Source organism: Streptomyces mirabilis, from assembly GCF_039503195.1.
Classification (GTDB): Bacteria; Actinomycetota; Actinomycetes; order Streptomycetales; family Streptomycetaceae; genus Streptomyces; species Streptomyces mirabilis_D.
Genome location: NZ_JBCJKP010000001.1, coordinates 4,187,793 through 4,204,126, shown reverse-complemented (window position 1 = coordinate 4,204,126; position 16,334 = coordinate 4,187,793). Strand labels below are relative to the sequence as shown.

Below are 16,334 nucleotides of genomic sequence, written 5' to 3'. Positions count from 1 at the left end.
GTCGTCCGCGCCAGAGCGCTCTGCGAACGCGGGTGGAGCCTCGGGCTTGGGGCTACTACTTCACTGGAGACGCGCACAGGTCGACGGCGCATGTCGGCCGGCGAGCGGGGCGGAAAGCTACGTGCGAGAGAATGGCCTGCGCGGCGTGACGCGGCGGGGACTGGAAAGGGAGCTACAGCTGCCGCGCCAGTCCCCGGCCCTACCGAGACGTCGTGGTACAGGGCGCCGATCTGTGTCGTGCCCCACGGTCAGCTGGATGTCACTGCTCCAGTACGTTCGCGAAGAAGCCCAGATGAGGATCGTCCGGGGTACCGACGAGCAGCGCACGGTCCAACAGGCTGTTGTTGTGCTCGCAGCTCGTCTCCGGGAGCATCACGCAGGCGTGGCAGGCGGCGAGGTTGGTGCCGCCGGTGCCGGATGCCTCGGACTCGACGCAGAGCGGGTCGGAGGAACACCACTCGGCGCGACGCACAGCCGAGCGGATCGTCCGGGCGAGGCGGTCCGGTTCCCCTTGGGCGACGAGCCCACCGAGGCTGCCCACGGAGTCGCTCGTCGCGGTGTAGACGAGGATCCCTGCCATGTCGTCGTCGGCGTAGAGACGCTCGCGAAGCGCGGCGGCGGGGTAGCCGGCGTCGAGGCTCCATTCGTTGATGAGGACAGGCCAGGGTGTGGAGCAGCACCATCCGGGGGGCGCCGGGGAGGGCGGGACCCGGGTGGGGTCGGCTGCGCGCTGCTCCATGACCCTCCGGCGCGCGGTGCGTATCCGCTCGGCGCGCGCCGCCACGGCGGTCGCGCGTGACCAGGCGTCGAGTCGTTCGTCGACCAGCCGGAGGAAGACACCCTCGCTGCGGACTTCCATGGCGGGGAGCCAGGTCAGTTCCGAGGCGGAGAGCGCGGCCTCGTTGCCCTCGTTGCCCTCGTTGGTCGAGTTGGGGTCCGCGAGCCGGGTGAACGCCTTGAGGGCACGGACCTCGCGGAGTTTCTTCACCAACATAGGGCCGGCGACACCGAGAGGGCCGAGGGGGCCGAGTCGCCGAGCGGGGTCTCGCAGATGAACTGTTCGTCGCGGGAGCGCTCGCTCTCGTCGTTCCCGGAGCGGAGCCGTTCGTACTCCTTGTTGCGCAGGGCACGGTAGCGGTGGTCGAAGGTGGGGTCCTCCTCGCGTTCAGCGTCGAGGAGTGCCATCACCTCGTCGACCGGGACCGGGCTCTCGCCCTTGAACACGAACTTGAGGCATTTCGACCTCCGCGCGGCTGTTCAGCTTGCGCAGCTCGTCCCAGTGCTCGGCGAGCGGATCGGCGCGCCCGTCGCTCCACGGTGGGATGGAGAGCGCCGACTTCAGTACCGGTTGCCACATGGTGGAGGAACCGCGCTGGAGGGTGCGAGGGGTCAGGCCGCACGCGACGGCGCGCGGCGACCTCGCGCTGTTCCAGCAGCCCCACGACCGACGGCATCCACGACCTCCACGGGAGCTACGACACGACACGCCACCACTCCCACGGAAACGTCCGCCCTATGCCCGACCAGCGAAAACGCGGTCCTCAAGTTCGGAAAGACAGCAACTTCTAAGCGTGCGCCGCCCCGGACCGAGCCCGGTCACGCAACGGCGCCTCTGCGGCGAATCGCTCGAACATCCGCGACAGGACCTCGCAGGAGGAACGCCGGGCAGTGCCGTCGTCCGGCCCTCCGGGAAGCCGGTCCCACGGAACAGCCGGGGCCGATTCCGCATCGTCGATCCAGTCGGTGAGCGCGTGGTGGTCGGGCGCCTCGTCCGGAGCGATCACCTCGTACATGAGCGTGCTGCCAGCCGTATTGACTGCCGTACAGAGCGCGTTGACCCGATCCCCGAGTCGTGTGGCTCCCTCGTCGGCCAGCCCTTTGAGGACCCGCACCAGGGCCAGCGCGGTGGGCTTGTGATCGATGACAGCGAGCCGGAGCGCTGTGTTGGTCATGTCCTGATTGCGGCAGGCGATCTCCGCGGGGGTGTAATCGGGCCCGTCACGGAACATCTCGGCGGCCCACCACAGTCGGGCGAAGGCTTGGCTGTAGTGAGGACCTACGAACCTGGCGCTGTTGACCTTCCTGAGCGCGCCGTCGCCGGACTCCCCGGACGGCATGTGCCGCCACAAGACGAAGTCCGGCGCGACGGCCAGGGCCAGGAAGTTCCACAGACCGGGCTTCGCCGCCTCGGCTCGGGTCATTCGCAGGGTCGCGTGCAGCCGAGGCGCCAGCCAGGCATCGGCGTCGGTCCGCGCCGCATCGAACCTATGCATCGCCTCCTCTACGATCTCCCGCACCGGGGCAGCGTTCCATCGAGCGGAGTCGCTCTCGATCGGCGTGCTCGCCCGGAGGATCGCCACCTGCGGCAGGCCGTCCTGTCCCGCGCGTACCCCATGGGTGAGGAAGGCCGTGGCGACGTGACCGGGGAGCAACGCGAGCCGTTCGGGGGGCTCGATGCGGTGTCGGCTCATCGGCTCATTTCCTGGGCACGGGTTACGGCACGGATGGCCGCCGTCAGATTCTTGGGCACCTGGCCGCGTCTTCCGGCGGCGAACTGGATCCGCGACTGGACCTCTGCCCATCCTCGGCCGTCACCTCGGCGGCTGTGGGCCTCACCCAAGGCCTCGGAGAGGGGCAGCCCGGGAAACACCTCGGGAAGCATGGAGCGCAGCACCGACTCCCGCCATCCACCAGGAAAGCGCGGAGTGCCGTCCTCATCGAACTCGAGGTCGCTCAGCGCGGAGTGGAACATCGTCGCCCACGCCTCTCCCGCGATCTGCGCGGCCACGAGTCCCGCGGTTGCCTTCTCCAACGGGCCACGAGCACCGGACAGCAGCTCGGGAAGACCCTCGAAGGACGTGTTGAGCAGGACGGCCGGCACGTCTCCGGTGGCGTCGATCAACCAAGGCGCATCCATGAACGAACGCAGCCACTCCTGCGGACCGTCCCGGAAATCCTCCTCCAGGATCTCCAGATCGCGTTGTCTCGTGGGAGTACGGGCAAGCAGGTCCACGATCCAGGGCGTATCAGTGGTGCCGAGAACACGCCCGTCGACTCCACCGTGACTGCCGACGACGCTCACGTCCAGGACAGCGCGCGCCACGTGAGCGGAGCGGCGCACTCGGACCTCGCCTCGCCAGTGGGTGTCGTCACGACGGCGTTCCAGGCGACTCACCCTGCGGGTGTTGGTGGCTCCCTCGGACAGTACGGCGACGCAGGTGACTCTGGACCACGGCCCGTCGGCCAATTCGTCCATGGGGAGGGAGACTTCGAGATCGAGTACGCCTTCGGTCCAGTCGTCCCGCTCGATCTGATGGAGGGCGACGACCTGATCGCGTTGGGAGATCAGCGAGAGCTGCAGCGGCTTCCCGTCTATGGTCGCCCCTCGAACGGTGACCTCGATCTTCCCCACCAAGGTCGGATACGCGTACACGGCGCTCACGCCGAAGCCTCCCGTGCCTGCTGGATGTCCACGATCACACCGGCCATGGCGGCGGCCACCGGGTGGCTGCCGACAGCCGTGACGCCACCGAAGCGAGCCGACCGTACGTCCGGATCGACGAGCAGCCTGCCGTCGACGATCTCGCAGTTTTCCGTCGCGGACAGCTCCGCCCACTCCAATGAAGGACGTCCCCCTGATCGCACATCGAACTTGACCACCGGCAGTAGCAGCCAGCGGTCGTCGCGCTGCGGGACGGTCAGCGTCACGTCCAAGGTCCAGGCCCCGTCTTTGTCCACCTTCCCGACGACCCGGTCCACGAGCGGGTGTCTCTGGCCACGACGACCGCTCACTTCGGCGGGCACATCCAGGCGCAGCAGCTTCCGGAGGACCTCAGGGCCGGTCGACCCCTGACCGACAGTCCGCCGACCGATCACGCCCCGCAGCGCCGAGTCCATGGCCGCGTTGAACTCGGTCAATCGCCGAGGCGCGTTGGCATAGGCGGCGGTGAGTTCCTCCGTCGCCCCCCACCTGTCGTGCTCCGGCGGCTCGGCGGCTCGTAGGAACGCCTCGGCGGCGTGAGTCGCCGCGCCGTCGTCGCCAGTGGCGAAACCGGCGAGCAGGACGGCTTGGAAGGGGTCCACTCCCGGCCGCAGGCCGCGAGGACGTCGGGTCGTAACAGTCATGCGAGTCCCGCGCATACAGGTGATGCGGCTGTGCTCCTCGTCCTTGTCGGCGGCAGGAGTGACCAGGAGTACGGCACGGTGGCTGTGTCCTTCAGCCCTGCGCCCGGCGGCCCGCAGCGGCGGGACGGCAAGATCGACCTCCACGGCGGCGACCTGTCCGGTGGCCGTGAGCTCGTCGACCGTCTCGCCGTCGATGTACGCCCGGAGTGCGTGGGCCAGCGCCGGGTGCCGTTCGAGCGGATCGACCCGCTTCTCCGGAACCGCGAATTCACCATTGCGAAGAGCGCGGACCGATGCCTCCAGCGTGGCCGACGTCGAACGGCCGGAGGTCATGGCGGCCCAGAAATTGTCGGCCAGCGCCCGGCTGAGGGCTTCGTGCAGGTCCTCCAGGGTGTCGTTGTTGCCGCCCGCGTCGTGAGCACCGACGACGAGGAAGGAAGTTCCCGGATCATCGCTGTCCCGATCGAGTCGCAGATCGGCGACCACACGCTCGTCCGCCCACCAGGAGCGGGAGACACCTTCGTGCTCTTTCTCCGTGTCCGACTCACCGAGCCAGGCAGGTCCGGCGTAGGCGACTCCGTCGACCTCTCGCCAGGGAAGGTCGAGACGTCCGACCACCCGGCGGGCCGTCCGCCCCTCATACGTCTCGGACAGGGTGCTGTTGATCAGCACCAGACCGAGCCGACTGGCTGCCCACAGGGTGGCCTTCCCCAGCCCGTACGAACCACCGGCCCGGTCGTCGCTTTTGTGACTGTCGAGCTGCCGGCGGACCACAGCGGCGTACCGGCCGTCCCCGTACTCGGGCCCGGTAAGCCCTGAGGCGTTGTAGTCGTCCACCCGGAGAAGCAGAAGAGAGGAGTCCTCACGCAAGGCCCGAAGTCCCTCTGCGAGGACCCGGCCGACCTTCTGCCGGGACTGTGCCGCCGCCATGTAGTGGGGCTCCAGCTCGTCCCACTTCAGCGCGGACAGGAAGGAGTGCAGGTGTTCACCGGTCAGCTCGTGCAGGGTGAAGCGCACCCGCACCGGACGCCGCGGGTCCAGCCGCTCGTCCAAGGAGTTCTGCGTGACCTCCCGGGCCAGTACGGCCAGGTTCGCGTCGAAGGCGAAGGCGGCCGCGTTACCGTACTCCCGGCCGCCGTCATGGTGGGCGATCCGGTGATACCAGCCGATCGGTCGGGCCGATCCGGCGTCGGCGTCCCTGGTGACCAGGGTGGCGACGTCCGTCTCCAGGATCTCGGCGATCCTGACCATCACCTCCGCGCGTGGTTGCGCCCTGCCGGTGACCCACGCCGACACCGCCGCGCGCGTCAGGTCCAGCCGCTTGGCGAACTCCGCCTGCGAGATCCCCTTGCGGCGCAGCTGGCGCCCAAGCCACATGCCGAAGTCCTCGGTGTCGTCCTCCATAGCCCCACCTCCCCATCGGTTCCGGGCAGCGCCACGGTAGCACCCCGATTGACGTCGCCGACACTGTCAAATTTCAATAGACATGCGTGATCGATTCGAGCGCCAGCGGAGTGGATTGAATTTTCTTCCGATCTTCAGATCGGCAGATGAACCGCATGCTACGGTTCTCCTGGGCAACTCCCTACGCGGTCAAGGCTGTTGAGGATGCGCTTGCTCCGGGGGGCGGAGAGCTCTGTCCTCAGACCAGTTGCACAGCTTTCTTTGCATGCGTCATCCAGTCACGGGCGCTCGTTGACGCGCGCCCATAGGGAGGGGACCCACATGAACGACGATGAGGCCTGGATGGCGTGGTTCATCAAGGAGTACGACAAGACGGAGGACCCCGATCTCCGCGCCGAGCTTCTGATGTGTCACGGTATCCACCCCCAGATTCTGGCGTCGGAGCGGCGGCGTCTCGCCCGCCGCGCGCAGAGTCAGCCCACGGAGCAGCAGACGACCACCCCCTTCGTCCCGCACGTGCCCCGCACGTTCCGTACCCGTGCCACCCGCCGCCCCACCACCCCTCGGCGCGTCGGTAGCCCCCGCACCTACCGGATCAAGGTCACCCGCACCAAGAAGATCCGCACGGCCAAGCGAACCGCGACTGTCGTGACCGTGACGACGACCGTCACCACGGTCACGACCGTCACCACGGTCACCACCATCAACAGCTGATCCCCCTCTGCTTTTTCTCATAAGCTGTCCTGATTTGTTTCACCGGGGGTGCCGGCCTCATGCACCGGCACCCCCGATCCCCCACGTGTCCTCGGTTCGTTTCTCTCATTCGAGACAGGTGCCTCATGACCGACCGGCAGTTGGCCGACCCTTCGCTCCCGCCCGTGATCGACACCGTGATCCGACAGTCCTCGACCGTCCTGAAGACGTATCAGGTCGACCCGGGGCTGATACAGGAGCACGCCAACGGTGAGCGTCGTATCACCCAGGGCGGTTACGGCGAAAGGCAGTTGCTCGAACTCGTCCAGAACGCGGCGGACGAGATCGCGGCATCACCCGGCGGCAAGCTGCACGTCGTCCTGACCGAGAACCACCTCTACTGCGCGAACGAAGGCACTCCGGTCACGCCGGAGGGCGCCGAGACGATCCTGCGCATGAGTGTCTCGCGGAAGCGCGGGGGGCAGATCGGCCGCTTCGGCGTCGGCGTCAAGTCCGTGCTCTCCGTGAGCGACTCGCCCCAGTTCTTCAGCGGGAACGGTGCCTTCGGTTTCGGCTTCGACCGGGAATGGTCGGCCGCCGAGATCGCCCAGGCCATCGGCTGGCAGGGCGACATCGACATGGACACCCCGGTGCTCCGCATGGCCCGGCCCCTCGACGTCGAACAGGAACGTTCCGACGACAACGTGCTGGACAAGCTCCTGCGCTGGGCGACCACCGTCGTCCGCCTGCCCCTGATGCCCGGTGCCGCAGAGCGTCTCGGACGGGACATCAGCGGGTACAGGAGTCGCAGTGGGCGGGTGACGGAAGCCTTCCCTGCTCACTTCCAGCTGTTCTCCTCCCACGTCGGCCAGGTACTCCTGCACGACGAGCGCACCATGCCCCCCGCGCGCAGGGAGATCTCGATCGAACCCAAGGGCATCCACCGCACCCTCAAGGAAGTGGCACGCGGCGCCAAGCAGACCACCGAGCAGTGGAAGGTGTTCTCTGTGGCCCACTCCCCCACCGACAAGGTCGCGGACACCGCCGGCGAGTTGCACAACCGCCCGGTGCTGGAGATCTCCTGGGCGGTGCCCGAATACAGCGTCCGCAACGGCCTGTACACCACACCCGTCGGCAGGGGATCGTTCTGGGCGTTCTTCCCGACGAAGTACGAGGTGTCGCTGACCGGCATCCTGAACGCCCCATGGAAGACAAACGAGGACAGACAGCACCTTCTGGACGGCAGCCCCTTCAACCGGGAACTGCTGCAGGTCGCGGCCCGGTTGGTGATCGATACCCTGCCCCGGCTTGTGCCTGCCGAGGACCCCGCCGCATATCTTCCCCTGCTGCCGGGCCGCACCAAGGAGAAGCTCAACTGGGCCGACGATTACTTCCTCCGGCAAGTGTGGGAAATAGCTGCCCAGCGCCCCTCCCTGCCCGACCAGAACGGCGAACTCCAAGTCCCTCGCGACCTGTTCATCACGCCGTCGAATCTTGACAAGGAATGGGTCCGGATCTGGTCGGAGTACAGCGGCCGCCCCACCAACTGGGTGCACCCATCCGTCGATGCCTCCGACACCGCCCTCCGCCGCGGCAAGATGACGCACATCCTCGACGCGGCCGGGAAGACGCCCGAGAACGTCAAGGACTGGCTCGAGGCGCTCGTCGCCGACGGCTCCGCGGAGGCCTCGTGCCACGCCATCGAGATCCTGTCGCTGATGGTGCTCAAGGATCAGGCCGGACGCTTGCGCGGGGACTCCCCGCTCACCGCCGAGGCCCGCAAGGCCCGGATCGTGCTGACCGAGGAGCACGGGGTCGTCGCACCCGTAGCCGGTGAGATCTTCCACCGAACCGCCGCCGACACACTCCGCGACGACATGGTCTACGTCCACCCGTCGATCTCCGAGCGCTCCGAAATGGCGCGGCATCTGCACAACATCGGCATCAGGGTCGCCGATGCGCAGGGACGGTTCGAGGGCGTCCTCGATCAGGGGTTCGACAACTACGACGACAACTCGTGGTCGAACTTCTGGATCCTGCTGCGCAGCGCCGGCGGTAGCGCGAACGTCGACCGCATTCGTGCCAAGGTGCCCAAGCCGCTGGAGACGTTGCGCGTCCGTACCCTGGACGGTCGTTACAGGCTGATGCGCGACTGCCTCCTGCCCGGACCGGTGGTGCCCCGCGACGGAAACCGCGACAAGGCCATCGCCGTCGACCTGGATTTCCACGAGAGCGACAGACCGGTCTTCCGCGACCTAGGGCTGTTCGATCGCCCTACCGGCGGATACCGGCCCCACGAGGAAACGTGGTTCGAGGAGTACCGACAGGTCGTTCACGACTCGCACCTGCGCAGTCTGCCGAGCGCCGCCCCCCGGCCCAGCATTTCCCGCCTCTCGGTCGAGGGTGCTGCGACGTTGGGGCCGCTGCACCTGCTGCCCGCGCTGTCCGAGGAGGGCCGCGCTGCCTTCGTGGCGGCTCTGCCGGCGTCCGACATCTCGCAGCACTGGCAGATGCAGTACGGAGCCACCACCAGCACCCGCAAGGCCGTGATGTCCCCGCTGCGCTGGATGATCTCCAAGCATGGCCTCGTGAAGACTTCCTTGGGACTGACCCGGGTGTCCGAGGCCGTCGGTCCCCAGCTCAAGGCTTTCCGCGCCGTGCTCCCTGTCGCCGAGATCGCGGAGGAGACGGCGCGGAAGCTGAACATGCCCACGACCTCCGACGAGGTGCCCACCCGGCGCTGGGGCAAGCTGTTGGACCTCGTACTCGAGAGCGAGGACGACGCCTTCATCGGTCGTGCGTACGCCCTGCTGCACCGGGTCGGCTTCGAGTTCCCGGAAGACGTGCTCACCCGCTGCCGGGTGGGGTCCTCCTGGGAAGGACGCGCCGACAACGAGATCGCCGTCGCGCTGAACGAGGTGGAGTTCAAGGAGCTCGTCCGTGAGCGCCTCCCCGCGCTCCTGGTCACCGACAAGGCGGACGTGGCCACGGCGAAGGAGATGATCGAGGAATGGGGGATGCTCAAGGTCTCCGACGTCATCAGCAGAGAGATCGAGCCCGTCAAGACCGGGCGGGCCGTGTCCCTGTTCGAGGAGTTCACGACCGTCAAGGCGCGCCTCGGTCAGGCAGGCAGCAGCTACAAGATCCAGCGCTGCTCTGAGCTCGAGCAGGTGGTGCGCACGCCCATGGGCAGCAAGCGGAAGTCGCTCAAGTTCGCGAGGAAGGGCCAGACCTTGTTCGTACTGGACTCCCTCGACCGGCTGCAGGTTCTGCAGGCCGCGGATGAGGAGTTCAAGTGGGGCTTCGGCGTGGCCGGCTGCAACCAGGCCCTCGCTCTCCAGGACAGGCAGGAGCACGACCAGGCTCTGCTGGGGCGGCTGCGCGCTGTGCGGGAAAGCGAGAGCGTCATCGACAAGATCGCTCTGCTGATCGGTGAGGAGGCCTTGCGTGGCGAACTTCCGCCTGGCTTGATGGAGAGCGAGATCCAGGAGCAGGGCGCCGAACCGAACCCTCGGCGCATCGCCGAGATGGCCTTCAACGCCCACGGCGAAGCGATCCTTCGGGTCCACTCCCGGGATCTCGCTCTGGACTTCCCCACCCGCGCCCCCAGCTCCTTCACCGGGAACACGAAGGCCTTGCGCTTCGTCACCGACCTCGGGTTCCCGGACTCGTTCGCGGGCGCCCAGGTGCCCTCGCTGGAGCCCCGCCTCGAGGTCGACGGTCCGTCAGAGTTCCCTTCCCTGCACCCCTACCAGGAGGAACTCGCGCAGGCGCTGCTCGCTCTGCTGGAGAACTCGATGCCCCAGCGCGGCATGCTCAGCCTGCCGACCGGATCCGGCAAGACCCGCGTCACGGCGGAGGGAGTGATCCGGTGGATCCGTGATCGGAAGGATCTGCCCGGTCCGGTCCTGTGGATCGCCCAGACCGAAGAGCTGTGCGAGCAGGCCGTGCAGAGCTGGAAGTTCGTCTGGTCGAAGGTGGGTCCCGAGCTTCCCCTGGTCATCAGCCGGCTCTGGGCCTCGAACGAGGCGACCCCCGTCGACGGACGTCCGCACCTGGTCGTCGCCACCGACGCCAAACTGGACAGCTGCCTGGAAAAGGAGGACTACGCCTGGCTGAGGGAGGCTGCCGAACTCGTCATCATCGACGAGGCGCACACCGCGATGTCCCCGCGTTACACACGGCTGCTCGAACAGCTCGACCTCACGCACCGCCGCACCAGTCGTCACCTGATCGGACTCACCGCGACCCCGTACCGGAACAACGAGGAACTGACCCGGCTGCTGGTGCAGCGGTTCGGCAACCGCCTCGACACCGGCGTCTTCGACGGCGATCTGTCCGTCGCCATCAAGGGGTTGCAGCAGATCGGTGTCCTGGCCCAGGTCAAGCACCGAGAACTAGTGGGCGCCGACATCGCGCTGACGGCGGACGAGCGTGCCCAGTCCGAGAAATTCTCCACCTTGCCCAAGGGCGCCGAGCAGCGGCTGGCCGAGGACCACGGACGCAGCCAGCGCATCGTCGACGAGATCGCCGCCATGCCCTCCGACTGGCCGGTGCTGGTGTTCGCCACCTCCGTGGCTCACGCCAAGCTACTGGCCGCCAAGCTCGGTGACCGGGACATCAAGGCCGCCGCGATCGACTCGACCACGCCCCCCAATGAACGTCGTAAGCAGATCGACGACTTCCGCAAGGGCAGGATCCAGGTCCTGACCAACTACGGCGTGCTCACCCAGGGCTTCGACGCACCGGCCACCCGCGTCGTGGTCGTGGCTCGCCCGACGTACAGCCCGAACATCTACCAGCAGATGATCGGACGCGGTCTGCGCGGCCCGAAGAACGGTGGCAAGGAGAGCTGCCTGATCCTGAACGTGCGGGACAACATCACGAACTTCGGCGAGGAACTCGCCTTCACCGAGTTCGAGTACCTGTGGAGCGAGGGCCAGTGACCGTCACCCCGCTCACCGAGCATCGACTCACCGACGCGCAGCAGGCCGTGGTGGACCAGCCCTGGGACGCCCGGGTGCTGGTCACGGCCGGTGCCGGCGCCGGCAAGACGCACACCCTCGTGCGGCGGCTCGACGTGTTGGTGGAGCGCGAGGAACTGGAGGCCGGGGAGATCCTGGTGCTCAGCTTCTCCCGTGCCGCCGTGCGCGAACTCACCGAGCGGATCGAGCGGCATGCCGCCGCCGCGCAGCGGATTCGTGTGCAGACCTTCGACGCCTGGGCTGCAGCTCTGCTCAACCGCGCCTACCCGGACACGGACTGGGGGACGTACACCTTCGACGAGCGCATCGAGGCCGCCACCGAGGCGATCGACAAGGGGGCGGTCGAGGGCGGCGAGTACTTGCCCGCCCATGTGGTGATCGATGAGGTTCAGGACCTCGTGGGTGTCCGTCGGGAGATGGTCGAGGCACTGCTCGACCGGTTCCAGGAGAACAGCGGCTTCACCGTGGTGGGTGATTCGGCTCAGGCGGTGTACGGATTCCAGGTGTCCGATCCGGATCAGCGGGCCGAGGAGACCGACCGCTTCCTGGCCTGGGTGCGCGCCACCTTCGGTGAGGACCTGGTGGAAATCCATCTGGGCGACAATTTCCGGGCCCGCAGCGAGGCTGCCCGAATGGCCCTGCCCTACGGTGCCCAGTTGCAGCGGCTGCCCCGCGATCGGGCCGAGTCCGCCGCCGAGGCCGAGCGTATCCACGGCGACCTGCGTGCTCTGCTGCTCTCGGCACCGAACTTCGGGAGCCTGGAGGACGAGTTCGTGCGGGCAGCACTGCGCGACTATCCCGACACCACCACCATCCTGTGCCGCGACAACGGCCAGGCATTGACGTTGTCCGACATGTTGGCCGACGCCGATGTCCCCCACACACTGCAGCGGTCGGCGCGCGAGCGCTCGGCCCCTGTGTGGATCGCCGAACTCCTCGCCTCGACTGGCGCGTCCACTCTGAGTCGGGAGCGCTTCGAAGAACTGCTGGTCGACCTGAAGGGCCCAGCCGGCAGCACACCGGAGGCGCTGTGGCGGTCGGTGCGCAAGGTGGCGCGGGGCAGCGGCCGCGGCACCGTCGATGTCGTCGGGCTGCACCGGGCGCTCGCTGAGGGCCGGCTGCCCGACGAGCTCACCGCGGCCCAGTCGTCATCCCTCGTGATCTCGACCGTGCACCGGGCCAAGGGCCTGGAGTTCGACCGGGTCCTGATCGTCGAACCACGCGTGCTGAAGGAGCCGGCCCAAGTCCGGAAGAAGAAGTACGACTACGACCCGGCGGCGGAAGCCCGGCTGCTGTATGTGGCCATGACCCGGACCCGGGATGATCTGTACGTCCTGGACGCCCCCAACTCGTGGCTCCTCCGTAAGGACAAGAGGATCGACCGCTGGTACCTGGGTGGTCGCAGCACCTGGGCCCGCAACGGCATCGAGATGATCGGCTCGGACGTGTCCCACGAGCAGCCTCCGGGCACGGAGGGAATTCACCAGGACGCTGCGGAGGTGTCGCGGTACCTCCTGGCCGACGTCACCGCCGGTGCCGAGGCGGAACTCGTGCTGCTGCACGGCATCCCCGTCGCCGCCGACCAGTCCCCACCGTACGCGGTGGTGGTCGGTGGCCGACAGATCGCGGTGGTGTCGGAGCGCTTCCGCACCGACCTGCACCGAATGCTGCGCCGCACCGCGCACTCTGAGGTCGATCGCTGGCCGCCGCTGATCACCGGTCTCCGGGTCGAATGCGTGGAGAGCGTGGCGGGCATTCCTGCGGCGACCGAGGCCGCCGGGCTGGGTACACACGGCGCGTGGGTCGCACCCCGGTTGTGCGGTCTGGGGCGCTTCCAGTGGTACGCGGACGGACGGGAAGGGAACGAAGGATGAGCAGGTCGACTCACCAAGCACATTACGAGGTGCGCGACTCGCTCGTCGGCGCCCTGCGGCAAGACCTGCTCGGCCCCGTGGGTGGTCCGGACGAGGTTCTCACGGACGATGCGCCGATCACCATGTACCCGGTCGGTGTGCTCTTCCCGCGCTCGCAGGCGGACCGGTCCGGTATCTCGCCCCAGAGTGGTCCGGCCGAACAGGGGGATCTGGAGTCCGAGCGGGACGGGCCCGACGCGGTGCCACTCGGCACCCGTCGGGACCCCGAGGAAGGCCCCGGCGATCTGGGCGTCTCGCTGGCAAACGTCCGGATGCCGTCATCCATCGGTTTGACATTCGCCGTGGACCCGACCGAGTCCGCGCGGATTCGGCTGACCGTACACGCTGCCGTCTATGCTCCCGAGGACTCCGAGGGGAATCCGGTGTCCGCGAAGCGGACCGAGGCCCGAAGCACGAAGGCCCAGCGGGAACATTGGCGCCGTTCCGCCCTGCGGATCGAGCCCGTCGACGTGGACGTCACACAGCCCGGCCTGCTCAAGCCCTTCGACCTCCATCCCGGGCTGGAACTGCGTGTGCTGGTCCGCCCCCGGTCCGAGTCGGACCGGACGGTGACCGTGACGGCCACGGTCGTCAACAGTCTGAAGGTCGGCCAGTTCGACCTCCGGGACGCGCACTGCTTCTACCAACCGGAGCTGATCGTCACCGCTGAGGACGGCAGCAGCCCGGTGTTCGTGGCACGGCCGACCGCTCTGGACGCGGTCGACTCGGAACATGCGCTGAGCCGCCTCCTGTACCGCCATGCGCCGAGCTTCGCCACCGGCCATGGCTGTGCGGCGCATTGGGACTGGCCGCCACCTCCGGTGGGATCCGTATCGATCGATCCTCCGGCCGTCACCACCCTGCGGACCGAGTTCGTCCCCTCCCAGGAGGTGTTGCTGACGGACTCCAACCCGGAGATCGACGACAAGGCGCTGACCATGTACCGGCTGGGAACCGACCCGACCCACGAGGTCGTCTCGGCCCTTCGCACCTTGCTGAGCGGATACGAGCGGTGGATCGAGACCCAAGAGGGTCAGGCCCGCCTGTTGCACGACACGGAACACGGCAAAATCGCGGCCGAACAGGTCCAGCTCTGCCGGCGAGCACTGCGCCGGATGCGCGAAGGCGTGGATCTGCTGGAGGACACGGAGCAGCCGAACATTCTGCGCGCGTTCCGGCTGGCGAACCTCGCGATGGCCGACCAGCGGGCACGTACCGCGTGGATCAAGGGCGGCAGGTCGGGCGAACCGGATAGCCAGGCCGGGCGGTGGCGGCCCTTCCAAATCTCCTTCATCCTGCTCTGCCTGGCCGGGATCGTCGCTCCGGACCACGACGACCGAAAGGTCTCCGACCTGCTGTGGTTCCCCACAGGTGGTGGCAAGACGGAGGCGTACCTTGGCCTGATCGCCTTCACCACCTTCCTGAGGCGCCTGCGGGGCGGGGAGGACGGGGCCGGCGTCACGGTGCTCATGCGGTACACGCTCCGACTACTCACCCTCCAACAGTTCGAGCGCGCTGCGGCGCTCATCTGCGCGATGGAACTACTGCGGGCAGCCGATCCGGCGAGCCTGGGGCACGAGGAGATCTCCATCGGCATGTGGGTGGGTCGTTCGGCGACCCCCAACACGCTGGCCGTCGCCACGAGCAAGCTGGCCGATCTCGTGCGCAACGAAAATTTCCAGTTGGAGACCGAGAACCCGGTCCAACTGCGCAACTGCCCTTGGTGCGGCGAATCGTTGCGGGCGGCGGACTACTCGGTCGATGAGGACGCCGTACGCATGACCGTCAACTGCCCCTCCGGCACGTGCGACTTCCACTGGGGAGGGCTGCCGGTACACCTAATCGACGAAGCCATCTACGCCCATCGACCGACCTTGGTCATCGCAACGGTCGACAAGTTCGCCTCGATGCCGTGGCGACCCGCGTCGGCGGCCCTGTTCAACCGGGACGTGGACGGAGTGCCACCGCCCGAGCTCATCGTCCAGGACGAGCTCCATCTGATCTCGGGCCCGCTCGGCACGCTGACCGGCCTGTACGAGACGGCCGTGGACGCCTTGGCGGATCGTCCCAAGGTCGTCGCCTCGACTGCGACCATTCGACGCGCCGACGAGCAGGGCACCCGACTGTTCGCCCGTTCGGTGGAGCAGTTTCCGCCCTCGGGCCTCGACTCCCGGGATTCCTGGTTCGCCGTGGAGACGCCACGGGAGCGGAAGGCGGCCCGTCGCTACGTCGGCCTGCTGACCTCCAGCACCAGCCAGGCCACCTTGCTGATCCGCGTGTACGCGTCGCTGCTCCATCGGGCTCACACCCATGATGCTCCGCCTGAGGTGAAGGACGCGTATTGGACCCTGATTGGCTACTTCAACAGCCTGCGACTGCTTTCGGCGGCGGAGCTCCAGGTCCTCGACGATGTCCAGGAGCGTCTGGGACACCTCGCACTGCGTGACGGAATCAAGGTACGCCGCGCCGACGCCCTCACGGAGTTGAGCAGCCGGGCGAATTCCAGCGACATCTCCCGCCGGCTCAAGGCCGTGGAACGACAGCTCCCGATGCCGGACGTACTCGACGTGCTGCTCGCCACCAACATGATCTCCGTGGGAGTCGACGTGGACCGACTGGGGCTGATGGCAGTGATGGGTCAACCGCAGACCACTGCGGAGTACATCCAGGCGACGAGCCGGGTCGGCCGGCAACATCCCGGTCTCGTCGCGATCATGCTCAACTCCGCTCGCTCACGGGACCGTTCACACTACGAGGACTTCCAGAGCTTCCACTCAGCCCTGTACCGCGAGGTGGAGTCCACCAGCGTGACCCCCTTCTCCGCCCGGGCCCGCGACCGAGGACTGCACGCCGTGGTGGTGGCTCTGGCCCGGTTGATGCTGCCGGCCGCACGGGACAACGACGCCGCATCACGCGTAGAGGACTTCGTGATGGACCTCCGCGAGACCGTCGGTGCCCTCCTGCTCGACCGGGTGGCGGCGGTCGAGCCGGCCGAGCTCGAGTCCACCACAGCGGCCTTCGAGGACTTCGTCGGATGGTGGGAGGACGAGGCGCTGGCCAGCCCGAACCTCGTGTACGAGGCTCCGCGTGGCTCCCGCGTGCCCGCTCTGTTGGCCAATTACGACGACGAGTCGCCCGATGCCTCGCCGTGGAAGACCCTGTGGAGTCTGCGCGACGTCGACGCTTCGTCCACCTTCTTCGAGGAGCGCTGAAG

General features: G+C 67.7%; 9 protein-coding genes. 4 read left to right on the top strand and 5 right to left on the bottom strand.

Annotation, left to right across the window (positions count from 1 at the left end; genetic code table 11):
- Positions 1 to 259: 259 nt before the first annotated feature.
- The 5 genes from drmB to AAFF41_RS19495 all read right to left on the bottom strand — a co-directional run bounded on the left by drmB (position 260) and on the right by AAFF41_RS19495 (position 5,529).
- The gene (gene drmB / locus AAFF41_RS19515) at positions 260 to 988 is read right to left on the bottom strand and encodes a DrmB family protein (RefSeq protein WP_343324333.1); all 729 of its coding nucleotides are present in this window, start codon (positions 986 to 988) and stop codon (positions 260 to 262) included.
- Positions 985 to 1,224, bottom strand: coding sequence for a hypothetical protein (locus AAFF41_RS19510; protein ID WP_343324332.1), 240 nt, complete (start codon positions 1,222 to 1,224; stop codon positions 985 to 987). Before AAFF41_RS19510 ends, drmB begins: the two co-directional genes overlap by 4 nt.
- 341 nt (positions 1,225 to 1,565) lie before the next feature.
- A complete protein-coding gene (locus AAFF41_RS19505) occupies positions 1,566 to 2,471 on the bottom strand; it encodes a DUF6339 family protein (protein WP_382325654.1) in 906 nt (301 codons plus the stop codon).
- Positions 2,468 to 3,442, bottom strand: a complete 975-nt coding sequence (locus tag AAFF41_RS19500; RefSeq protein ID WP_343324330.1) for a hypothetical protein — start codon at positions 3,440 to 3,442, stop codon at positions 2,468 to 2,470. Before AAFF41_RS19500 ends, AAFF41_RS19505 begins: the two co-directional genes overlap by 4 nt.
- Positions 3,439 to 5,529 carry a helix-turn-helix domain-containing protein gene (locus tag AAFF41_RS19495; protein WP_343324329.1) on the bottom strand — a complete coding sequence of 697 codons (2,091 nt, stop codon included), beginning with the start codon at positions 5,527 to 5,529 and terminating at the stop codon, positions 3,439 to 3,441. Before AAFF41_RS19495 ends, AAFF41_RS19500 begins: the two co-directional genes overlap by 4 nt.
- Positions 5,530 to 5,850: 321 nt before the next feature.
- On the opposite strand from AAFF41_RS19495, the gene AAFF41_RS19490 reads away from it, so the two are divergent.
- The 4 genes from AAFF41_RS19490 to AAFF41_RS19475 all read left to right on the top strand — a co-directional run bounded on the left by AAFF41_RS19490 (position 5,851) and on the right by AAFF41_RS19475 (position 16,332).
- Positions 5,851 to 6,243 carry a hypothetical protein gene (locus AAFF41_RS19490; protein ID WP_343324328.1) on the top strand — a complete coding sequence of 131 codons (393 nt, stop codon included), beginning with the start codon at positions 5,851 to 5,853 and terminating at the stop codon, positions 6,241 to 6,243.
- Positions 6,244 to 6,368: 125 nt separating this feature from the next.
- Positions 6,369 to 11,168 (top strand): DEAD/DEAH box helicase, encoded by a 4,800-nt coding sequence (locus AAFF41_RS19485; protein ID WP_343324327.1) that lies wholly within the window; start codon positions 6,369 to 6,371, stop codon positions 11,166 to 11,168.
- Complete coding sequence (locus AAFF41_RS19480; RefSeq protein ID WP_343324326.1) at positions 11,165 to 13,081, top strand: UvrD-helicase domain-containing protein; 1,917 nt, start codon at positions 11,165 to 11,167, stop codon at positions 13,079 to 13,081. The genes AAFF41_RS19485 and AAFF41_RS19480 overlap by 4 nt, the downstream gene beginning before the upstream one ends.
- On the top strand, positions 13,078 to 16,332 hold the full coding sequence (locus tag AAFF41_RS19475) for a helicase-related protein (protein ID WP_343324325.1): 3,255 nt from the start codon (positions 13,078 to 13,080) through the stop codon (positions 16,330 to 16,332). Before AAFF41_RS19480 ends, AAFF41_RS19475 begins: the two co-directional genes overlap by 4 nt.
- Positions 16,333 to 16,334 lie beyond the last annotated feature (2 nt).